At 73.9% G+C, this 20846-nt stretch carries 24 protein-coding genes; 20 read left to right on the top strand and 4 right to left on the bottom strand.

The features are described from left to right. From KBB57_RS02600 to KBB57_RS02525, 16 genes are all read left to right on the top strand, one after another. Positions 1-951, top strand: a complete 951-nt coding sequence (locus KBB57_RS02600; RefSeq protein WP_290746342.1) for a branched-chain amino acid ABC transporter permease — start codon at positions 1-3, stop codon at positions 949-951. Beyond that, a complete protein-coding gene (locus KBB57_RS02595) occupies positions 948-1730 on the top strand; it encodes an ABC transporter ATP-binding protein (RefSeq protein ID WP_290746339.1) in 783 nt (260 codons plus the stop codon). Before KBB57_RS02600 ends, KBB57_RS02595 begins: the two co-directional genes overlap by 4 nt. Next, a complete protein-coding gene (locus KBB57_RS02590; RefSeq protein ID WP_290746336.1) occupies positions 1723-2424 on the top strand; it encodes an ABC transporter ATP-binding protein in 702 nt (233 codons plus the stop codon). The genes KBB57_RS02595 and KBB57_RS02590 overlap by 8 nt, the downstream gene beginning before the upstream one ends. Positions 2425-2426: 2 nt before the next feature. After that, positions 2427-4370, top strand: a complete 1944-nt coding sequence (locus tag KBB57_RS02585) for a 3-hydroxyacyl-CoA dehydrogenase NAD-binding domain-containing protein (RefSeq protein WP_290746333.1) — start codon at positions 2427-2429, stop codon at positions 4368-4370. A gap of 194 nt (positions 4371-4564) precedes the next feature. Continuing rightward, on the top strand, positions 4565-4741 hold the full coding sequence (locus KBB57_RS02580) for a hypothetical protein (protein ID WP_290746330.1): 177 nt from the start codon (positions 4565-4567) through the stop codon (positions 4739-4741). Positions 4742-4750: 9 nt separating this feature from the next. Next, entirely contained in the window at positions 4751-6025 is a 1275-nt protein-coding gene (gene murA / locus KBB57_RS02575; RefSeq protein ID WP_290746327.1) for a UDP-N-acetylglucosamine 1-carboxyvinyltransferase, read from the top strand. Then, complete coding sequence (locus tag KBB57_RS02570) at positions 6025-6507, top strand: DUF2948 family protein (RefSeq protein ID WP_290746325.1); 483 nt, start codon at positions 6025-6027, stop codon at positions 6505-6507. The genes murA and KBB57_RS02570 overlap by 1 nt, the downstream gene beginning before the upstream one ends. Positions 6508-6806: 299 nt before the next feature. After that, the gene (gene hisD / locus KBB57_RS02565; protein WP_290746322.1) at positions 6807-8111 is read left to right on the top strand and encodes a histidinol dehydrogenase; all 1305 of its coding nucleotides are present in this window, start codon (positions 6807-6809) and stop codon (positions 8109-8111) included. 4 nt (positions 8112-8115) lie between these two features. Next, the gene (locus KBB57_RS02560; protein WP_290746319.1) at positions 8116-8616 is read left to right on the top strand and encodes a UPF0262 family protein; all 501 of its coding nucleotides are present in this window, start codon (positions 8116-8118) and stop codon (positions 8614-8616) included. A gap of 4 nt (positions 8617-8620) precedes the next feature. Continuing rightward, positions 8621-9091, top strand: coding sequence for a low molecular weight phosphatase family protein (locus KBB57_RS02555; RefSeq protein ID WP_290746316.1), 471 nt, complete (start codon positions 8621-8623; stop codon positions 9089-9091). A 396-nt stretch (positions 9092-9487) separates the two neighbouring features. Further along, on the top strand, positions 9488-10396 hold the full coding sequence (gene ppk2 / locus KBB57_RS02550) for a polyphosphate kinase 2 (RefSeq protein ID WP_290746313.1): 909 nt from the start codon (positions 9488-9490) through the stop codon (positions 10394-10396). 145 nt (positions 10397-10541) lie between these two features. Then, positions 10542-10760, top strand: coding sequence for a translation initiation factor IF-1 (infA, locus tag KBB57_RS02545; RefSeq protein WP_290739457.1), 219 nt, complete (start codon positions 10542-10544; stop codon positions 10758-10760). 24 nt (positions 10761-10784) lie between these two features. Further along, complete coding sequence (locus KBB57_RS02540; protein ID WP_290746429.1) at positions 10785-11354, top strand: nucleoside triphosphate pyrophosphatase; 570 nt, start codon at positions 10785-10787, stop codon at positions 11352-11354. Continuing rightward, positions 11351-11476: a hypothetical protein gene (locus tag KBB57_RS02535; protein WP_290746309.1), complete on the top strand. Its 126-nt coding sequence runs from the start codon at positions 11351-11353 to the stop codon at positions 11474-11476. The genes KBB57_RS02540 and KBB57_RS02535 overlap by 4 nt, the downstream gene beginning before the upstream one ends. Then, positions 11473-12537: a ribonuclease E/G gene (locus tag KBB57_RS02530; RefSeq protein WP_290746306.1), complete on the top strand. Its 1065-nt coding sequence runs from the start codon at positions 11473-11475 to the stop codon at positions 12535-12537. Before KBB57_RS02535 ends, KBB57_RS02530 begins: the two co-directional genes overlap by 4 nt. A gap of 488 nt (positions 12538-13025) precedes the next feature. Next, on the top strand, positions 13026-13580 hold the full coding sequence (locus tag KBB57_RS02525; protein WP_290746303.1) for a hypothetical protein: 555 nt from the start codon (positions 13026-13028) through the stop codon (positions 13578-13580). Between the two features lie 17 nt (positions 13581-13597). Here the strand turns inward: KBB57_RS02525 and KBB57_RS02520 are convergent, their stop codons facing one another. Beyond that, positions 13598-14926 (bottom strand): radical SAM protein, encoded by a 1329-nt coding sequence (locus tag KBB57_RS02520; protein WP_290746300.1) that lies wholly within the window; start codon positions 14924-14926, stop codon positions 13598-13600. Between the two features lie 90 nt (positions 14927-15016). Between KBB57_RS02520 and fnrL the strand changes: the two genes are divergently transcribed. After that, positions 15017-15766, top strand: coding sequence for a transcriptional regulator FnrL (fnrL, locus tag KBB57_RS02515; RefSeq protein ID WP_290746297.1), 750 nt, complete (start codon positions 15017-15019; stop codon positions 15764-15766). Positions 15767-16000: 234 nt separating this feature from the next. Here fnrL and KBB57_RS02510 read toward each other — a convergent pair whose 3' ends face one another. The 3 genes from KBB57_RS02510 to KBB57_RS02500 form a co-directional block, all read right to left on the bottom strand. Further along, positions 16001-17806 (bottom strand): aminopeptidase P family protein, encoded by a 1806-nt coding sequence (locus KBB57_RS02510; RefSeq protein WP_290746294.1) that lies wholly within the window; start codon positions 17804-17806, stop codon positions 16001-16003. Then, complete coding sequence (locus KBB57_RS02505; RefSeq protein WP_290746291.1) at positions 17806-17994, bottom strand: PLD nuclease N-terminal domain-containing protein; 189 nt, start codon at positions 17992-17994, stop codon at positions 17806-17808. The genes KBB57_RS02510 and KBB57_RS02505 overlap by 1 nt, the downstream gene beginning before the upstream one ends. Before the next feature lie 95 nt (positions 17995-18089). Further along, positions 18090-18632 carry a DinB family protein gene (locus KBB57_RS02500; protein ID WP_290746289.1) on the bottom strand — a complete coding sequence of 181 codons (543 nt, stop codon included), beginning with the start codon at positions 18630-18632 and terminating at the stop codon, positions 18090-18092. A gap of 127 nt (positions 18633-18759) precedes the next feature. Between KBB57_RS02500 and KBB57_RS02495 the strand changes: the two genes are divergently transcribed. The 3 genes from KBB57_RS02495 to KBB57_RS02485 are packed head-to-tail and all read left to right on the top strand — an operon-like array spanning position 18760 to position 20830. After that, entirely contained in the window at positions 18760-19698 is a 939-nt protein-coding gene (locus KBB57_RS02495; RefSeq protein WP_290746286.1) for a histone deacetylase family protein, read from the top strand. Beyond that, a complete protein-coding gene (locus KBB57_RS02490; protein ID WP_290746283.1) occupies positions 19691-19936 on the top strand; it encodes an exodeoxyribonuclease VII small subunit in 246 nt (81 codons plus the stop codon). Before KBB57_RS02495 ends, KBB57_RS02490 begins: the two co-directional genes overlap by 8 nt. 3 nt (positions 19937-19939) lie before the next feature. Continuing rightward, complete coding sequence (locus KBB57_RS02485) at positions 19940-20830, top strand: polyprenyl synthetase family protein (RefSeq protein WP_290746280.1); 891 nt, start codon at positions 19940-19942, stop codon at positions 20828-20830. Positions 20831-20846: the final 16 nt, after the last annotated feature.

Raw genomic sequence — 20846 nt, 5'->3', positions numbered from 1 at the left:
ATGGCCAGCAAGCGCGTCACGCTCCTCGTCCTCGCGGCCATCGTAATTCTGTCGCCGCTGTTCTTTCCCTCCAACTACTACTACCGCATCGGCTCGCTGATCTTCGTCAACGGCCTCGCCGTGACCGGGCTCGTCATCCTGATCGGCTACGCCGGGCAGATCAGCCTGGGGCACGCGGGCTTCGTCGGGATCGGCGCCTATGCCTGCGCGCTCGCGCCGATCCATCTCGGGCTGCATCCGGGGCTCGCGGCCATCCTCGGCGCAGCGGTCTCGGGGGGGCTCGCCTGGGCGGTCGGGCGGCCGGTGCTGCGGCTCAAGGGCTACTACCTCGCGGTGGCGACGCTCGGGCTCGGCATCCTCGTCTCGATGATCCTCGCCAACGAGGCCTGGCTCACCCGCGGCCCCGACGGGATCGAGGTGCCCGACCTCGGCCTCAACGACGTGCTGGAGGCGATCGGGATCGACCTCTCCAACTCGCAGTTCTGGTACTTCTTCTCCGGCCTCGTGCTGGTCCTCGGCGGCTGGGTGGCGCTCAACCTCTACGACAGCCCGAGCGGCCGGGCGCTGCGCGCGCTCCACGGCTCGGAGATCGCGGCGCGCACGGTCGGGATCGACGTCTCGCGGGCGAAGCTGCAGGCCTTCGTCATCTCGGCGGTCTACGCCTCGCTCTCGGGCTCGCTCCTCGCGCTGCAGAACAAGTTCGTCACCCCGGACGTCGCCGGCTTCATGCACTCGATCGAGATGGTCACCATGGCGGTGCTGGGCGGCGTCGGCTCGGTGCTCGGCGCGTTCCTCGGCGCGGCGATCCTGACGACGCTGCCGCAGGTGCTGACCGTGTTCCAGGAGTACGAGCAGATCCTGCTCGGCCTCGTGATGATGCTCTGCATGATCTTCATGCGCGAGGGGCTGCTTCCCAGCATCCTGCGCGCGCTGCGGGGGAAGGAAAAATGAGCACGCTTCTCGAAGTTTCCGGCCTCGGCATCACCTTCGGCGGGCTAAAGGCCGTCCAGGACGTCGGCTTCCGCGTCAACCCGGGCGAGATCGTCTCGGTGATCGGGCCGAACGGCGCCGGCAAGACCACGCTCTTCAACATGATCTCGGGGGTCTACCAGCCCTCGACGGGGAGCGTGCGGCTCGACGGCGAGGACGTGACGGGCATGGACCCGTTCCTGCTCGCCCGCCGCGGCCTCAGCCGCACCTTCCAGAACCTGCAGATCTTCCAGACGATGACGGTGCTGGAGAACGCCATCGCCGGCTTCCACCTGCAGGAGAAGGGCCCGCTCCTCGCCGATCTGCTGCACCTGCCGTCGATGAAGGCGCGGGCGCGGGCGGCGGCGGGGGAGGCGCGCGGGCTCCTCGAGCGCGTGCGGCTCTCCGGCGCCGCCGAGAAGGAGGCGAGCTCGCTCTCCTACGGCGCGCTGAAGCGGCTGGAGATCGCGCGCGCCCTGGCGCTGAAGCCGCGGGTGCTGCTCCTCGACGAGCCGGCCGCCGGCTGCAACGCGGTGGAGACCGAGGAGATCGACCACCTGATCGCCGAGGTCGCCGCCTCCGGCGTCGCCATCCTGCTGGTGGAGCACGACATGAAGATGGTCATGCGCATCTCGAACCACATCGTCGTGCTCGACCACGGCGAGAAGATCGCCGAGGGCAAGCCCGAGGAGGTCAGCCGCAACCCCAAGGTCATCGAGGCCTATCTCGGGACGGAAGCGACGGAGGCGACCCATGCTTAGCGTCGAGGGGCTGCGCTCCCGCTACGGCCGCATCGAGGTGCTGCACGGCATCGACCTCGCGGTCAACTCCGGCGAGATCGTCACCGTGGTCGGCGCGAACGGCGCCGGCAAGACCACGCTCTTGCGCTGCCTGTCCGGCGTGCAGCCGGTCTCGGGCGGCAGCATCACCTTCCGGGGCGAGAGCTTCACCGCCGTGCCCGCCTACAAGCGGCTCGGCCACGGCCTCGCCCAGTCGCCCGAGGGCCGGCAGATCTTCACCAACCTGACGGTTGAGGAGAACCTCCGGCTCGGCGCCTTCCTCTTTGCCGACGAGAGGGTGGAGAAGGACATGGCGAACGCCTTCGCCATGTTCCCGATCCTCAAGGAGAAGCGCAACCTCGTCGCCGGCGGCCTCTCGGGCGGCCAGCAGCAGATGCTCGCCATCACCCGGGCGCTGATGGGACGGCCGTCCTGCCTCCTGCTCGACGAGCCGTCGATGGGCCTCGCGCCGATCATCGTCGCGCAGATCTTCGATGTGGTCCGCTCGATGCGCGAGCTCGACGTCACGGTGCTGCTGGTCGAGCAGAACGCTTACGGGGCGCTCAAGATCGCCGATCGCGGCTACGTCCTCGAGACCGGGCGCGTCACCATGAGCGGGTCCGCGGCCGAGCTGATCGCCGATCCGCGCATCCGCGAAGCCTACCTGGGGATCTGAGCATGACCGACACGCCCGTTTCGATCGCCCGCGAGGGCCGCGTGGCCGTGGTGACGGTGGACAATCCGCCGGTCAACGCGCTTGGGCAGGCCGTGCGCCAGGGCCTCTGGGACGCCGTCGAGGCGCTCGACGCCGATCCGTCGGTCGCGGCCGTGGCGCTGGTCTGCGCCGGGCGGACCTTCATCGCCGGCGCCGACGTCAACGAGTTCGGCAAGGCGCCGGAGCCGCCGCATTTGCCCGACCTCGTCGCCCGCATCGAGGCGGCGGCGAAGCCGTGGACGGCGGCGATCCACGGCTCGGCGCTCGGCGGCGGCTTCGAGGTGGCGCTCGGCTGCCGGTTCCGGATCGCGGCGCCGGACGCCGTGGTCGGGCTGCCGGAAGTGACGCTCGGGGTGATGCCCGGCGCCGGCGGCACGGTCCGGCTGCCGCGGCTGGTCGCGCCGGAGGTGGCGGTCGAGATCGTCACCGGCGGCAAGCCGGTGAAGGCCGCGCGGGCGCTGGAGCTCGGGCTGATCGACGCGGTGGCCGAGGGCGACCTGCGCGCCGCCGCGGTCGCGTTCGCTGCCGAGGCGCGGCCGCTGCCCGAGCCGCTGTCGGCGCGTACGCCGAAGGCGGCGCCGGCGGGATACTGGGAGGAGGCCGGCAAGGCGGTCGCCAAAGCGGCCAGGGGCGAGGCGGCGCCGCTCCGGGCGCTGGCGAGCCTGCGCAAGGCCACCGAGGTCGGCTTCGCCGAGGCGATGGCGTTCGAGCGCGAGGGCTTCCTGGCGCTGCGGGCCTCGCCCGAGGCGGCGGCGCTGCGGCACGTCTTCTTCGCCGAGCGCGCCGCGCCGCGGCCGGCGGCGATCAAGGGCGTCGCGCCGCGGCCCGTCCGCAGCGCGGCGGTGATCGGCGGCGGCACCATGGGCGCCGGGATCGTCGCCGCGCTGCGCGACGCCGGCATCCCGGCGACGCTGGTCGAGCGCGACCCGGAGGCGCTGGCGCGGGGTCTCGCGAACCTGCGCGGCATCTTCGAGGGCGCCGTGAGACGCGGGCGGCTGGCCGAGGCGGCCGCGGCGGAGCGGATCGCCGGGGTGACGGGGACGACCGATTATGGCGACCTCGCCGACGTGGATCTGGCGATCGAGGCGGTGTTCGAGGACATCGCGGTGAAGCGGGCGGTGTTCGAGGCGCTCGGCAAGGCGTGCCGGGCGGACGCGATCCTCGCGACCAACACCTCCTATCTCGACCCGCAGGCGATCGCCGAGGGCGTTCCGGGGCCGGAGCGGTTCATCGGGCTGCACTTCTTCAGCCCGGCCAACGTGATGAAGCTCCTGGAGATCGTGCCGACGCCGGAGACCTCGCCCGAGACGCTGGCGACCGGGTTCGCGCTGGCGGCGCGGCTCCGCAAGGTGCCGGTGCAGGCGGGGCTCTGCGACGGGTTCATCGGCAACCGCATCCTCAAGCGCTACCGCGCGGCGGCGGAGGCGCTGGTGCGTCGGGGCGTGGCGATCGCCGAGGTCGACGCGGCGATGCGCGGCTTCGGCTTCGCGATGGGGCCGTTCGAGGCGCAGGACCTCGGCGGGCTCGACATCGCCTTCCTCCAGCGCGAGGGGGCGCGGGGGCGCGGCGAGGACGTGCCGGAGGCGCTGGGCGACATTCTCGTCCGCGCGGGGCGCAAGGGGCAGAAGACCGGCGGCGGCTGGTACGACTACGCGGAAGGCGACCGCAGGCCACGGCCCTCGGCCGAGGTGGCGCGGCTCCTCGGCGGCGAGATCGCCGGGGGCGAGATGCCCGCGGACATCGCCGATCACCTCGTCGCCGAGATGGCGGCCGAGGGGGATGCGATCCTCGCCGAGGGGATCGCGACGCGGCCAGGGGACATCGACCTCGTGGAGATCCACGGCTACGGCTTCCCGCGCCGCAAGGGCGGGCCGATGTTCCATCGCGGGAACCGCGGCGCGCGCTGAGAACGGCCCGGCCGATCCAGCGGGATCCTCGCCGAAACGCGAGGATCCTATTTACGCAAACATTTCAATACGTTGCCATCATAACACGTGTGTTAGCCCCCTGAGACCCTCGTTCCGCAGCTCCGGCGCTTGCCGACCGCGGGCGCCGGCCGGCGTTCTGGACCGCGGCGGCGGGGTGGGCTAGAGAGGCGGCCATGCGCGCGACGCCCGAACCGCCGAAGCCTGCCCGCCCCGCTTCCGGGCCCAATACCGGTAAGGACAAGGCCGGCCGGCTGGCCGAGGCCCTGCGCGCCAATCTCGCCCGCCGCAAGGCGCAGAAGCGCAAGCGCGCGGCCGCGGAGGATGCGGCCGGCGGCGACCGGGCGGAGTAGCGAGGGAACATGGACAGCATTCTCGTCCGCGGCGGGCGCCGGCTCGCCGGGCGCATTCCGATCTCCGGGGCCAAGAACGCCTGTCTGGCGCTGATGCCGGCGGCGCTGCTGACCGACGACCCGCTGACGCTGACCAACGCGCCGCGGCTCTCGGACATCCGCACGATGCGCCAGCTGCTGGAGAGCCTCGGCTGCGAGGTGGCGAGCCTCCAGGCCGGCGGGGTGCTGGTGATCGGCGCGCAGGAGATCGCCAACCATACGGCGGACTACGACATCGTGCGCAAGATGCGCGCCTCGATCCTCGTGCTCGGACCGATGCTCGCCCGCGACGGCCATGCGGTGGTGTCGCTGCCGGGCGGCTGCGCCATCGGGGCGCGCCCCGTGGACCTGCACCTGATGGGGCTGGAGCGGCTCGGCGCGACGCTCGAGCTGCGCGACGGCTACGTCCATGCCAGCGCGCCGAGCGGACTGCGGGGGGGCGTGGTCGACTTCCCGATGGTCTCGGTGGGCGCGACCGAGAACCTGCTGATGGCGGCCACGCTGGCCCGGGGCACGACGGTGCTGCGGAACGCCGCGCGCGAGCCGGAGATCGTCGACCTCGCGCGCTGCCTGCGCGCCATGGGGGCGCAGATCGCCGGCGAGGGCACGGAGACGATCGAGATCGAGGGCGTCGCCCGGCTGCACGGCGCGACGCATCCGGTGGTCGCCGACCGGATCGAGCTCGGCACCTACATGCTCGCCCCGGCGATCGCCGGCGGCGAGGTGGAGCTGGTCGGCGGACGGCGCGAGCTGGTCGCGGCCTTCGCCGACAAGCTGGAGGAGGCGGGCGTCTCCGTCGAGGAGACGGCGGAGGGGGTGAAGGTCTCCCGCCACAATGGCCGGATCCTGCCGGTCGACGTGGAGACCGCCCCCTATCCCGGCTTCCCCACCGACCTGCAGGCGCAGATGATGGCGCTGCTCACCCTCGCCGACGGGGTCAGCCGGCTCGAGGAGCGCATCTTCGAGAACCGCTTCATGCATGCGCCCGAGCTCACCCGGATGGGCGCGCGGATCGAGGTCCATGGCGGCGCGGCGACGGTGACGGGGGTGGAGCGGCTGAAGGGCGCCCCGGTGATGGCGACCGACCTGCGGGCGAGCGTCAGCCTGATCCTCGCCGGGCTCGGCGCCGAGGGCGAGACGCGGGTGGCGCGGGTCTATCACCTCGACCGCGGCTACGAGCGGGTCGAGGAGAAGCTCTCCGCCTGCGGGGCCGAGATCGAGCGCGTCACGGAGCGGGCGGCCTGATGGCGGCGGACGCCCGCTTCGAGGACGGCGCGGAGCTGCCGCTGCGGCTGGCCGCGGCGTCGGCGGAGGATCTCGCGGTCCTGTCGGCGCTCGTGCAGGACGCCGTCGCCGCGGTGAGCGACGTCGCCTGGACGCCGAAGCGGCGGCGGCTGACGCTGCTGCTGCGCCGGTTCCGCTGGGAGGACGCCCCCGCCGCCGAGCGGCAGGGCCGGCCCTTCGAGCGGGTGCAGTCGATCCTGACGATCGGGAGCGCGCTGAAGACCCGGTCGAGCGGCGTCGACCCCGCCGACCGCGACACCGCCGTCTCGGTCCTGTCGATCGGCTTCGAGCCGGGCGAGGACGGCGCGGGCGTGCTGCGGGTGATCCTCGCCGGCGACGGCGAGATCGCGGTCGAGGTGGAATGCCTCGACGTGACCCTGGTCGACGTGAGCCAGCCCTACCTCGCGAGCGCCCCCCGGCCCCCCTCGCACGACGAGGCGTGAGCGTCCCACAGTGGGACGGGGATCATGTCTCTGAAATTTCCGGATAAAAGTGTTAACGAGGCAGTTATCCACAGGCTCGGCCGTGCGCGCCTGCCGGGGTGACGCCCTGCAAGGGGCGGCGCGATGCGGCGGCGGCGTCGGCGAGGCTTGAGGCGCCGGGCGGCGGAGGCTTGCTAACAGGCGGACGATCAATCGCGCCTCGGGGCCGGAGATCATGTTCGGGGAGCCGCCTTTTCGCAAAGCCGGAGGCTTGAGGCGCCGCGCGGCGGAGGATATGTCGCCGGAGACGGAGGGCGCGGATGCCGGTGTTTCTTTCCACGGCCGAGGCGGGGTTCGAGGGCCGCTTCGCGGCGCTCCTCGCGGCGAAGCGCGAGGCCGACGCCGACGTGGACGCGGAGGTGGCGGCGATCATCGCCGACGTGGCCGCGCGGGGCGACGCGGCGGTCATCGAGCGCACGGCGCGCTGGGACCGGCTGGAGCTGACGCCGGAGACGCTCGCCTTCTCGGCCGCCGAGATCGACGCGGCCTGCGCGGCGGTCGCGCCCGCGGACCGCGCGGCGCTGGAGCTCGCGGCGGCGCGGATCGAGGCCTATCACCGGCGGCAGCGGCCCGAGGACGCCCGCTGGACCGACGCGGCGGGGGCCGAGCTCGGCTGGCGCTGGACCGCGGTCGGGGCGGCGGGGCTCTATGTCCCGGGCGGGCTCGCCTCCTACCCGTCCTCGGTGCTGATGAACGCGATCCCGGCCCGGGTCGCCGGCGTGCCGCGGGTGGTCATCGCCGCGCCGACGCCGGGGGGCGCGGTCAACCCGCTGGTGCTGCTGGCGGCAAGGCTCGCCGGCGTCGAGACGGTCTATCGCATCGGCGGCGCGCAGGCGATCGCGGCGCTCGCGCATGGCACGGAGACCATCGCGCCGGTCGACAAGATCGTCGGCCCCGGCAACGCCTGGGTGGCGGCGGCGAAGCGGCGGGTGTTCGGGCGGGTCGGCATCGACATGATCGCCGGGCCCTCGGAGATCCTCGTGATCGCCGACGCGGACAACGACCCGGACTGGATCGCGCTCGACATGCTGAGCCAGGCCGAGCACGATCCGGCGGCGCAGGCGCTGCTCGTCACGGACGACGCGGGCTTCGGAGACCGGGCGGCGGCGGCGATCGAGGCGCGGCTCGCCACGCTCTCGCGGCGCGAGGTGGCGGGGGCGAGCTGGCGCGACTACGGGGCGGTGATCGTCGTGCGCGACTGGGACGAGGCGGCGCGGCTGGCCGACCGGATCGCGCCGGAGCACCTGGAGATCTGCACGGCCGACGCCGAGGGCCTGGCCGGGCGCATCCGCAACGCGGGGGCGATCTTCCTCGGCGCGCTGACGCCGGAGGCGATCGGCGATTATGTGGGCGGGCCGAACCACGTGCTGCCGACGGCGCGGTCGGCGCGGTTCTCGTCGGGGCTGTCGGTGCTCGACTTCATGAAGCGCACCACCCTCGCGCGGATGACGCCGGCGGCGCTGGCGGCGATCGGGCCGGCGGCGGAGCGGCTGGCGCGGTCGGAGGGGCTGGAGGCGCACGGGCTTTCGGTCAGGGCGCGGCTCGACCGGCTGAACGAGGGGTAGGTCCATGGCGGAAGATGAGAAGCCGGCGGAGCGGCTGATCGGGGTGACGCTCGACGAGACCGGGCTCGCGCCGGCGACGCCGGAGATCGAGCAGGAGCGGCGGGTGGCGATCTTCGACCTGATCGAGGAGAACCGCTTCGGCCTGCCCGGCCGCGAGGGAAGGCAGCCGCCCGCGGGGCCGTACCGGCTGAAGCTCGCCATCCAGGAGCGGCGGCTGGTCTTCGACGTCGACACCGAGGCGGGCGAGAAGGCGGGGGAGTTCCATCTGTCGCTGTCGCCGTTCAACCAGGTGGTGAAGGACTACTTCCAGATCTGCGAGGCCTATTTCGACGCGGTCAAGCGCCTGCCCCCGGCGCAGATCGAGGCGATCGACATGGGCCGGCGCGGCATCCACAACGAGGGCTCGCGCATCCTGATGGAGCGGCTGGAGGGCAAGGTGGAGACCGACATGGCCACGTCCCGCCGGCTGTTCACCCTGATCTGCGTGCTGCATTTCAAGGGCTGAAACGTTGTCCCAGCCCACCGCGGTCCTGTTCTGCTGCGACTACAACGCCGTGCGCTCGCCGATGGCCGAGGGCATGATGAAGAAGTACTACGGCAAGCGCATCTACGTGCAGTCGGCCGGAGTGAAGAACGAGCTCGACGTCGACGGGTTCTCGGTGGCGGTCGCGGCCGAGATCGGGGTGACGATCGAGAAGCACCGGGTGCGCAGCTTCCACCAGATGGAGGAATGGGGCGACCGGATCGACGCCTACGAGCTCATCATCGCGCTGTCGCCGTCGGCGATGCGGCAGGCCCAGGAATACACCCGCTACCACGCGATCGACGTGGAATACTGGCCGACCTTCGACCCGACCGGCCTCGGCGAGAGCCGCGAGGCCAAGCTCGCCGCCTACCGCCAGACCCGCGACATGATCGACAAGCGCATCCGCGACCGCTTCGGGCCGCCGGACGAGGAGGAGCCGGAAGGGGGCGAGTGAGGGTTTTCGCCTCGCGGCCCTGGGATGCCGGCCGATCCCTTGGGACGGAGCGAAAAATCGGGCCGGAATCCGGCTTGCCACCTTTTTGGAAGCGTTAGCCGGCGCGCCGACTTCGGCGCGCTCCAGCGCAAGGCCCTGGTTACCTTCTTGCGTCGAGACGCAAGCATCCCCGTCACGAGCTTGAGCCCGCGATGCAGACCCTCGCCAACCTGCGGGACGCCATCGGCGGCTTGACCGCCGCCGCAAGGAAGGCGGCGTCGCGGAGGGCGAAGGGCGGTTCGGCCGAGGCCGGTTGAGGCGACTTGCCGCCGCTCGCCGGAGGCGTCATCGAACCTTCACTTTGCCGCGGAACGGGCGGCGGGGTATTCCGGCGGCGCGCTGCGGCAGGAGGGGAGCATGGCGGAGGACGGGGAGCTCGACTGGCTGGAGGCGGAGCTGGCGGCGGAGCTCGACGAGGATTACGAGCTCGAGCTCTCGGAGCCGGCGCTGTCGGTGGAGCTGCGGCGGAGCGTCGCGCGCCGGCATGCCGACGCGATCGACCGGACCGCGTATTTCCGCGGGCTGCTCCGGTTGCAGTCGGAGCTGATCAAGCTGCAGAGCTGGGTCAGCCACCGCAAGGAGAAGATCGTCGTCCTGTTCGAGGGGCGCGACAGCGCCGGCAAGGGCGGCGTCATCAAGCGGATCACCCAGCGGCTGAACCCGCGGGTCGCCCGCGTGGTCGCCCTGCCCGCGCCCTCGGACCGCGAGAAGACGCAGTGGTACTTCCAGCGCTACGTGCCGCATCTGCCGGCGGGGGGCGAGATCGTGCTCTTCGACCGGTCCTGGTACAACCGCGCCGGGGTGGAGCGGGTGATGGGCTTCGCCACCGAGGACGAGGTCGCGCAGTTCTTCCACGACGTGCCGGAGTTCGAGCGGATGCTGGTCCGCTCCGGGATCCGGCTGGTGAAGTACTGGTTCTCGATCACCGACGAGGAGCAGCAGCTGCGCTTCCTGATGCGCATCCACGACCCGATGAAGCAGTGGAAGCTTTCGCCGATGGACCTGCAGAGCCGGGTGCGCTGGGAGGCCTACACCAAGGCCAAGGAGGAGATGTTCGCCCGCACCAGCATCCCCGAGGCGCCCTGGTACATCGTCGACGGCGTCGACAAGCGGCGGGCGCGGCTCAACTGCATCGACCACCTGCTCGGGCTCATCCCCTACAAGGACGTGCCGCACACGGAGATCGCGCTGCCGGAGCGGGTGTTCAACCCGGAATACGAGCGCAAGGTGCTGCCGCCGAAGCTCTACGTGCCGCAGAAGTACTGAGCGGGCGGCCTGCTGTGGCCGAAACAATGCGGCCTGTGGCGGGATCACGCGGTTATCGCTTGATTCTTTCCGGCCGGGGGATCATGTACGGCGCGCGGACGCGCCCTGGCGCGCTTCCGCCCGTTCCAATTGCATCGGATCCCACATGGCCAAGGAAGAGCTTCTCGAGTTTCCCGGGGTCGTGACCGAGCTGCTGCCCAACGCGACCTTCCGGGTGGAGCTCGAGAACGGCCATGTCATCATCGCCCATACCGCCGGCAAGATGCGCAAGAACCGCATCCGCGTGCTGGCCGGGGACAAGGTCCAGGTCGAGATGACCCCCTACGACCTGACCAAGGGTCGCATCAACTACCGCTTCAAGTAAGCCGTCGCCCGTGTCGTGGCCCCCGTGCAGCCGCGGCTGATCCTCGCCTCGGCGAGCCCGCGGCGGCGCGACCTGCTGGCGCAGGTGGGCGTGACGCCCGACGCGGTCGCCGCCGCCGACATCGACGAGACCCCGCTCTCCGGCGAGCTGCCGCGGGCCTGCGCCTTGCGCCTCGCCGCGGCGAAGGCCGCGGCCGTGGCGGCCGGGCCCGACGACGTGGTGCTGGCCGCCGACACGGTGGTGGCCTGCGGCCGGCGGCTGCTCGGCAGCCCCGAGGGGCCGGAGCAGGCGGCGGCGTTCCTGCGGCTGCTGTCGGGGCGGCGGCATCGGGTGACGACCGGCGTAGCAGTGCGGCGCGGCGGCAGGGACTGGGCGCGGGCGGTGGAGACGGTGGTGCGGTTCCGCGTGCTGAGCCCGGGCGAGATCGAGGCCTATGTCGCGTCCGGCGAGTGGCGCGGCAAGGCGGGGGGCTACGCCATCCAGGGCCGGGCGGCGGCCTTCGCGCCGTGGCTCGCCGGCTCCTACAGCGCCGTCGTGGGCCTGCCGATCCCCGAGACGCTGGCGCTGCTCGCCGCCGCGGGGTGGCGGGCGTGAGGGGGCGGCAGATCCTCGTCGAGCCGCGGGCGGGCGGCGGCGCGGCGGCGGCGCTGGTCGCCTGCGGCCTGCCGATCGCCGACGCGCCGGCGCTGCTCGCCGTCGCGGGGTGGCGGGCGTGAGGGGGCGGCAGATCCTCGTGGAGCCCCGGGCGGGCGGCGGCGCGGCGGCGGCGCTGGTGGTCGACGGGCGGCTGGAGGATCTGCTGGTCGATCCCGCCCCGGGCGATGCGGCGCCGCGGCCGGAGGCGATCTATCGCGCCGTGGCCGGGCGGCCGATGAAGGGGCTCGGCGGCGTGATGGTCGAGCTCGGCGGCGGGGCGACCGGGTTCCTGCGCGGGGCGCGGCTGCCGGCGCCGGGGGCGCGGCTCCTCGTGCAGGTCGCGACCTGGGCCGAGCCGGGCAAGGCGGCGCCGGTGACGACGCGGATCCGGCTGAAGGGCCGGCTCGCCATCCTGACCCCGGAGGCGCCGGGGGTGAACATCTCGCGGGCGATCGAGGACGGCGCGGCGCGCGAGGCCCTGGCGGCGGCGGCCGCGGCGACGATGGCGGGGGCGGGGGCGGAGCCCGGGCTGGGGCTGATCGTCCGCTCGCTGGCCGCGACCGCGGACCCGGCGGCGCTGGCGGCCGAGATCGCCGGGTTGCGGGCGCGGGTCGAGGGGCTGACGGCGGGCGGGCGCTCCGATCCGCCGGGCCTGCTTGCGGCGGCGCCGGGGGCGGCCGGGGAGGCGGCGCGCGACTGGCCGCTGGCGGCGGACGAGGCGGTGGAGGTCCATCCCGAGGCGCTGGCGCGGGCCGGGATCTGGGAGACGGCGGCGGGTTTGCTGCGGCCCGAGGCGGCGCTGCCGGGCGGGGCCTGGATGGCGATCGAGCCGACGCGGGCGCTGGTGGCGGTCGACGTCAACACCGGCGGCGACGCCTCGCCGGCGGCGGCGATCGCGGCCAACGTCGCGGCGGCGCGGGAGCTGCCGCGGCAGCTGCGGCTGCGGGGGCTCGGCGGGCAGGTGGTCGTCGACCTCGCGCCGCTCGCCAAGGCGGAGCGCGGCCGCATCGAGCAGGCGCTGACCGCGGCCCTGCGCCGCGACGGGGTGGAGACGACCATCGCCGGCTGGACGCCGCTCGGGCATCTGGAGCTGAACCGCAAGCGCGCCCGCCGCCCCCTCGCCGAGCTGCCGCTGCGCTGAGCGTGTTCACGCGTGAAAACTCGCTAAGTGATTGATTTCACGTGAGCGCGGGTTAATGGGGCGTTAGCGGCCGCACTGCGGTGGAGCCGAAGCGCGGCCGGAAGCAGGTCGCGACGGCGCCGCCAGACGGATTTGACCCGTGGCAAATCCGTCCGCGATCGCCCCTCGGGGCGCGAGCGCGATTCCGCGCTCGCCGGGGCGATCACGGACGGATGGCGCGCTCCCGCAGAAATCGGCGCCCCTCACGGCTTCCGCGCGCAACCGCGCTCCAGCCGTCGGCGCGGCGAAAGCAATGCTTTCGCTTGTCGCGCCGGGCCTCGCGGGCAAGCCCGCTTCGGTCGCTCGGCGTCCGCGCGCCCTCAGGGCATGCGTCGTGCAGTGTGTCAGCGGCAGGCGTTGGCCCGGCCGGGGCCGACGCGTGGCCGGCCGGGCGCTGGCGTTCGGGCCGGAGCCGTGCGAGGCTCCGTCGAGCAGGGAGGGAAGCGCCCGTGACCAGGATCGCCATCGCCATTCTCGCCAGCGTGACGCTCGCCGCCGCGGGGACGCCGGCCGCCGCCGGGAACAAGTCGAAGAACGTCGCGGCCGCCGTGGCGCTGGCGGCGGCGGCCGCGCTCGGGGTCGCCGCGCTGGCGCAGGACGACAGCGACTATCCGCCCGGCAAGACCTTCGCGACCGGCCAGCAGAAGGCGGAGTTCGAGGCGGGCTACCGCGACGGGCTCGCCGGGGCGCGCTATCGCAAGAGCCTGCCCGCCAATACCTACGGCGCCGGCTACGACGCCGGGCAGCGCGAGCGCAAGGCGCAGCAGGGCGGGGGCGGCGGGGCGAAGTTCTCCGGCGTGCCGCAGAAGGCGATGAAGGGCTGCGTCGACAAGGCGGCGAGCAACTGGAGCCTGCGCAAGAGCAGCATCTACGCCACCGACGCCCGCAAGGGCGCGGCGGGGACGTGGCTGATCGAGGTGGTCTCCGGCAAGCGGCAGGGCGTCTGCAACATGGCCGCCGACGGCACGACGAACGGCAAGTTCATCGACGGCGGCAGCCTCTGAGCCTTGCCCGCCCGGCGTCAGCCCTCGTGCGCGTCGAAGAGGCGGGCGATCTCGCGGAGGTCGGCGGGCGGCACGGGGCCGATCTCGAGGAGGTCGGGGCCCAGCGTCGCGATCGCCGGGAAGCGGCGGGCGGCGGCGTCGCAGGCGGGCTCGACCCGGCGGGCGAAGTCGCCGAACTCGGCGGCGAGGCGGGCGAGGTCGATGCGCCGCCCGGCGAGCAGCATCTCGATGGCGCGGCCGCGCACCCGGTCCTCCAGCCCGAGCGCGAGCCCGCGGGCCGTCGCGGAGGCGCCGGCGGCGGCGCGGGCGACGTAGGCGCCGGTCTCGGCGAGGTTCTGCACGTAGCCCTGCGGCAGCCGCGAGATCGAGGCGGCCCCGAAGCCGAGCGCCGCGTCGACCGGGGCGGCGAGCCAGCCGGCGAGGTCGCGGCGCAGCGCGCCCGCCGCGGCGGCCGCGGAAAGCGGATCGCCCGCGCGGACGAAGAGGTCGATCCCCAGCCGGGCGAAGCCGGCGGCGGCCAGCGCGGCCGCGCCGGCGGCGAACTGGGCCGCCCGCCCGGGCTCGGCGGGCAGGCTCAGTTCGGGGATCAGGCTCTGGCGCTTGGCCATCCAGGGGACGTGGGCGTAGCCCGTCAGCACGACCCGGTCGGGGGCGAGCGCCGCCGCGGCCGCGCAGGTCCCGGCGAAGGAGGCGGCGGTCTGCCGCGGCAGGCCGTAGAGGACCTCGATCGTCAGGTGGCGGACGCCGGCGGCGCGCAGCCGGCGGACGGTGGCGGCGACGCGGTCGAGCCGCAGCTCGCGGCCGATGGCGTCCTGCACGGCCGGGTCGAGGTCCTGGAGGCCGATGACGGCGGCGTCGACGCCGATCGCCAGGAGCGCGTCGAGGCGGTCGCGCGCCACGCCGTGCGGCTCGATCTCGACGCTGAAGCGGGCGTCCGGGGCGCGGGGCGCGAGGTCGTCGAGCGCGCGGCCGAGGGCGCGAATCGCCGGGGCGGGCAGGATCGTCGGCGAGCCGCCGGCCAGCGCCACGGCGACGAGGGTCGCGCCCGCCGGCAGGAGCCGGGCGGCGCGGCCGATCTCGGCGACGAGCGCCCCGGCATAGGCGAGGACCGGCGCGGCGGAGCGGGCGTGCTGGGTGCGGCAGCAGCAGAAGGCGCAGAGCTGGCGGCAGAACGGCACGTGGACCCGCGCCGCGAGCGCCGGCCCCGGCGGCAGGGCGGCGAGCCAGGCGTCGCTGTCGGCGGGGCCGACGTCGGCGCGGAAGCGCGCGGCGGTCGGGTAGGTGGCGTAGCGGGGCGCGAGGCGCTCCCGCGCGGGGGGCTCCCCGGTCTGGACGGCGGTCGTCATGGCCGCAGCCTTTACGCAAGCGGCCGCCGCGCCTTGATCCTGATCAAGCGGGCGACTAGCTTCGCTAGAACAGGCTCGGGGGCGAGGAAATTGGCGGTCAGCCTTCCGCACAAGACGGTAGAGACCAATTGCGAGGATTGCCCGATCCGGCGCCGCGCGGTCTGCGCGTATTGCGAGCACGACGACCTCGAGGAGCTCGACCGAATCAAGACCTACCGCAGCTACGAGCCCGGCGAGACCATCGCCTGGGCGGGCGAGCGGATGGTGATGGTGGGGAGCGTGGTCTCCGGGGTGGCGATGCTGTCGCGGACGCTGGCGGACGGGCGCCGGCAGATGGTGGGGCTGCTGCTGCCGTCGGACTTCCTCGGGCGGCCCGGGCGGGGGACCAACGCCTACGACGTGGTGGCGGCGACCGACACGGTGTTCTGCATGTTCCAGAAGCCCGAGTTCGAGCGGCTGGTGACGCGGATGCCGCAGATCGAGCGGCGGCTGCTGCAGATGACGCTGGACGAGCTCGACAGCGCCCGGGAATGGATGCTGCTCCTCGGGCGCAAGACGGCGCGGGAGAAGATCGCGAGCCTCTTCGTGATCATGGCGCGGCGGGACGCGGCGCTGAACCGGGAGCGGCGGCCGGGCGAGCTGATCTTCCCGCTCTACATCACCCGCGAGGCGATGGCCGACTATCTCGGGCTGACCATCGAGACGGTGAGCCGGCAGATCTCGGCCTTGCGCCGGGACAAGCTGGTCGAGCTCGGCGAGAACCGCATGGTGCGGGTGCCGGACCTGTTGCGGCTGATCGACGAATCGGGCGACGACGCGGACGGGGGCGTGCTGTCCTGAGGCGACGGGGGGGGGCCGGCTTCGCAGAGGCGCGGAGGGGTCACGTGGTTGGTTCACCCTGCGCACCCCCGGCACGGCGCCGAGGCCGGGCGCGGCGCCGTTCGACTCACTTGAAGCTTGCGCCCTCCCTGCCCCCGGCCGCTCCGCGTCGGGCAGGTCGACATGCGCATGTCGACCTGCGGGAGCCGTCGCGCGGCGAGGCGCCGCCGCCGGTCCCCCGCCGCCCGTGTGACATCAGAGCGGCGCGCAGGCGGCGCGGAGCCAGGGGGCGACGTCTTCCGGCACGAGCGGGGCGAGCTCGGAGGCGACGCGGGCGTGGTAGGCGTCGAGCCAGGCGCGCTCGCCGGCGTCGAGGCGGGCGGGGTCGATCAGGCGGCGGTCGACGGGGGCCAGCGTCAGGGTCTCCCAGCCGAGCATCGGGCGCTCGCCGCCCTCCGGGATCTCGGGGGGGCGGACCACGGCGAGGTTCTCGATGCGGATGCCGAAGGCGCCCTCGCGGTAATAGCCGGGCTCGATGGACAGGATCATTCCCGGCAGGATCGGCTCGGTCGAGCGGCGCGACAGGCCGGCCGGGCCCTCGTGGACGCCGAGATAGCTGCCGACGCCGTGGCCGGTGCCGTGGTCGTAGTCGAGCCCGGCGGCCCAGAGCGGCGCGCGGGCGATGGCGTCGATGTCGCGCCCGGCGAGGCCCGGCGGCCAGCGCAGCCGGCTCATGGCGATCAGGCCGCGCAGCACCAGCGTGAAGGCGGCGGCGGCGCCGGGAGGCGGGGCGCCGACGGCGATGGTGCGGGTGACGTCGGTGGTGCCGTCCTGGTACTGCGCGCCGCTGTCGACGAGCAGGAGCTCGCCCGGGCGGACCGGGCGGTTGGTCGCCTCGGAGACGCGGTAATGGACGATGGCGCCGTTGGGGCCGGCGCCGGAGATGGTGTCGAAGGAGATGTCGCGGAGCGCGCCGGTGTCGCGGCGGATGTCCTCGAGCCGGCGGACGACGTCGATCTCGGTCAGGCCGCCCGCGGGCGCGGCCGCGTCGAGCCAGGCGAGGAAGCGCGCCATCGCCGCGCCGTCGCGCAGATGGGCGGCGCGGGTCCCGGCGATCTCGGCCGGGGTCTTGGTCGCCTTGGGGAGCGCGCAGGGGTCGGGGGTCCAGACGACCTCGGCGCGGCCGGCGGCGCGCAGGCGGTCGGAGACCCAGACCGGCGCGGTGGCGCGGTCGACGGCGACGCGGCCCGTCAGGCCGTCGAGGACGGCGCCGAGCTCCGCCTCGGGACGGACGCGCACCCCTGCGCCGAGATGGGCGGCGACCTCGGGGCCGAGCTTGGCGGGGTCGACGAGGAGATCGACCGTCCCGTCGGCGGCGAGGACGGCGAAGGCGAGGGGCACGGGCGTGCGGGCGACGTCGGCGCCGCGGACGTTGAGGAGCCAGGCGATCGAATCGGGGAGCGTGAGGACCGCCGCCGCGAGGCCGCGGCCGGCAAGGTCGGCGGCGATGGCCGCGCGCTTGTCGGCGGCGCTGCGCCCGGCGAGCGCGTCGGGCTGGACGGCGAGCGGCGCGGCGGGGGGCGGCGGCTGGTCGTCCCAGACCGCGTCCACGAGGTTCGCGACGCGGGCGAGCGCGAGCTGGCGCGGCTCCAGCGCGGCGGCGAGGGCCTCGATCTCGGCGGCGCCGTGCAGCCAGGGGTCGAAGCCGACCCGCCCGCCGCCGGGGAGCGCCGCGACCAGCCAGTCGGCGAGCCGGTCGTCGGGGAGGCTCTGGCTCGCGAAGCAGGCCGGGTCGGTCTCGGCGCGAACCTGGAGGCGGTAGCGGCCGTCGACGAAGACCGCGGCGGCGTCGCGGGTGACGACGGCGAAGCCGGCCGAGCCGGTGAAGCCGGTCAGCCAGGCGAGGCGCTCGTCGCGGGGGGCGACGTTCTCGCCCTGGTGGGCGTCGGCGCGCGGCACGAGGAAGGCGTCGACCCCGGCCTCGGCCATCGCCGCCCGCAGCCGGGCCAGCCGCGGCGCGGCGGCGTCGGGGGTGGTGCGGCGGTGGACCTGCTGGAGCATCAGCTCCTCGCGGCGCGCGGGCCGAACAGCAGCCAGGCGATGAAGCCGAGGAGCGGCAGGAACAGGATGACGAGGACCCAGATCACCTTCGACCCGGTGCTGGCGCCCGAGCCGACGATCGAGATGATCGCCCAGATGTCGAGGGCGAGCAGGATGAAGCCGCCGATGCCGACCGTCTCGAAGCGCATGGCTCACCTCCCCGCCCGTGTCGCCCGCCTGATGTAGCGCCCCGCGCCGCGGCCCGCCAGTCCGCGGTCGGGCCTCAGTCGGGCCTCGGTCGGCCTCAGTCGGGGACCGGCCAGTGGCCGAGGGTGACGGCGTTCGGGTCGCGGTCGTAGTCGAGGAAGAACTCGTCGAGCTGCGGCGGCCTGACCGAGGTCCCGGCCAGCATGGCGTGGGCCTGGCCGCGGTGGTGGATCTGGTGCTGGAAGAGATGGGCGAGCAGGTGGTCGACGCGCTCCGGCACGGGATCGCCGCGGTCGACGTCGACCTTGCGCCGGGCGGCGTCCGGGGTCAGCCGGTCGCAGAAGGCGACGAGGCGGGCGTCCGCCCGCGCCTGCGCCGTGCGGAGCCCGCGCGCGGTGCCGATGGCGCGCCAGTCGCGGCCGATGGCGCGCCCCCTGCCCGCCTCCTCCAGCGCGTCGAGATAGTAGAGGTCGACCAGGAGGTTGTGGTTCAGCGTCTCGCGGATCGAGGGGAAGAAGCTGGTGCGGGTGGCCTCGAACTCGCCGGGCCCGAGCTTGCGGCAGGCCGCGAGCAGCCGGTCGTTCGCCCAGGCGTTGTTGCGCGCCATCGCCCGGAAATGCCGGATCAACGCCTTGCCCATATTCCCCCGTCGTCCTCTCCGCCCGCGCCGCGTGCGAATCCTAGCGTGGGACGATCGTCCGCGGTAGTCCGCCCGCACGGCCGAATAGCGTTTGAACCCGCCGGGCGGGCGGAATAACGTCGCGCCGATGACGACGGCGCTGATCTCGCACCCCGACTGCCTCCTGCACGTCAACCCGCCGGGCCACCCGGAGCGGGTCGAGCGGCTGCAGGCGATCAGCGCCGCGCTGGAGGCGGAGGAGTTCGCCTATCTGGTGCGGGTCGACGCGCCGCTCGCCGACGACGAGCAGCTGCTGCGCGCGCATCCGAAGCGGCATCTCGCGCAGCTGACGGCACGCACCCCCAACGCCGGCTGGGTCGAGCTCGACGCCGACACGTTCATGGGACCGGCCTCGCTGACCGCGGCGCGGCGCGCGGCGGGCGCGGTCGTGGCGGCGGTCGACATGGTGGTGCGGCGCGAGGTGGACAACGCCTTCTGCGCGGTGCGCCCGCCCGGCCACCATGCCGAGAAGGCGACGCCCATGGGCTTCTGCTTCTTCGGCAACGTCGTCGTGGGCGCGCGCCATGCGCTGGAGGCGCACGGGCTCGAACGGGTGGCGATCGTCGATTTCGACGTCCACCACGGCAACGGCACCCAGGACCTCGTCTGGGACGACGCGCGCATCCTGTTCTGCTCGTCGCAGCAGATGCCGCTCTATCCCGGCACCGGGGCGGCGGAGGAGGTCGGCGCGCACGGGCAGATCGTCAACGTGCCGCTGCCGCCGGGCGCCGGCGGGCCGGCGTTCCGCGCGGGCTTCATCGGCCGCGTGCTGCCGGCGATCGAGGCGCACAAGCCGGAGCTGATCCTGATCTCGGCCGGCTTCGACGCCCATGCCCGCGACCCGATGGCGAACCTCAACCTGACCGAGGCCGACTTCGCCTGGGCGACCAGCCGGCTCTGCGACCTCGCCGACATGTGCTGCGAGGGGCGCGTGGTCTCGACGCTGGAGGGCGGCTACGACCTCGGGGCGCTGGCGGGCTCGGTGGCGGCGCATGTGCGCGTGCTGATGGAGCGCGGCCATGGCTGAGGAGACCCCGGTCGGGGAGATGAGCTTCGAGGCGGCGCTGGCCGAGCTCGAGGCGGTGGTGCATCGGCTGGAATCGGGCGCCGCGCCGCTCGAGGAATCGATCGCGCTCTACGCCCGCGGCGCCGAGCTGCGCGGGCATTGCGAGGCGAAGCTCAAGGCCGCCGAGGCCCGGGTGGCGCAGATCGTCGCCGGGCCGGACGGAACCGCCATCGGCGCGAAGCCGCTCGACCCGGCCTGAGCCATGGACGAGGCGACGCTGACCCGCTTCACGGAGCGCCTGCGCGCGCACGCCGCCGCCGTCGAGGCGACGCTCGCGGCGCTGCTGCCGCCGCCGGAGACGCCGCTCGCCGAGGCGATGCGCTACGCGACGCTGGGCGGCGGCAAGCGGCTGCGCGCCTTTCTCGCCATGGAGAGCGCGGCGCTGTTCCATGCCCCGGCCGCGCAGGCGCTGCGGGCGGCGGCGGCGGTGGAATGCGTCCACGCCTACAGCCTCGTCCATGACGACATGCCCTGCATGGACGACGACGACACAAGGCGCGGCCAGCCGACCGTCCATGTCAAATGGGACGAGGCGACCGCGGTGCTGGCCGGCGACGCGCTGCAGGCGCTCGCCTTCGAGATCCTCGCCGCGCCGCAGGGCGGCATCGACCCGCGGATGCAGGTGCGGCTGATCCATCGGCTGGCGCAGGCGGCCGGGGCGGCGGGGATGGTCGGCGGGCAGTCGCTCGACCTCGCCGCCGAGCGGGCGGCCGAGCCGCTCGACCTCGCCGCCATCTCCGGGCTCCAGGCGCTGAAGACCGGGGCGCTGATCGTCTGGGCGGCGGAGGCGGGCGCGATCCTCGGCCGCTCCGACCCCGAGCCGATGCGCCGCTACGCCGCCGACCTCGGCCTCGCCTTCCAGATCCGCGACGACATCATCGACGTCGAGGGCGATCCCGAGACCGCCGGCAAGCGCGTCGGCAAGGACGCGGCGGCGGGCAAGGCGACCTTCGTCGGGCTGCTCGGGCTCGACGGGGCGCGGGCGCGGGCGCGCGAGCTCGCCGCCAGCGCCTGCGACGCCCTTGCGCCCTACGGCTCGGCGGCGGAAACCCTCCGGCAGGCCGCGGCGTTTGTCGTCGAGCGCCCGGCCTGACGCGCGAAGGAAGCCA

The sequence above is a fragment of the Amaricoccus sp. genome (assembly GCF_017993425.1).
In the GTDB taxonomy this organism is placed as follows: domain Bacteria; phylum Pseudomonadota; class Alphaproteobacteria; order Rhodobacterales; family Rhodobacteraceae; genus Amaricoccus.
This window is presented reverse-complemented; position numbering and strand designations above follow the sequence as displayed.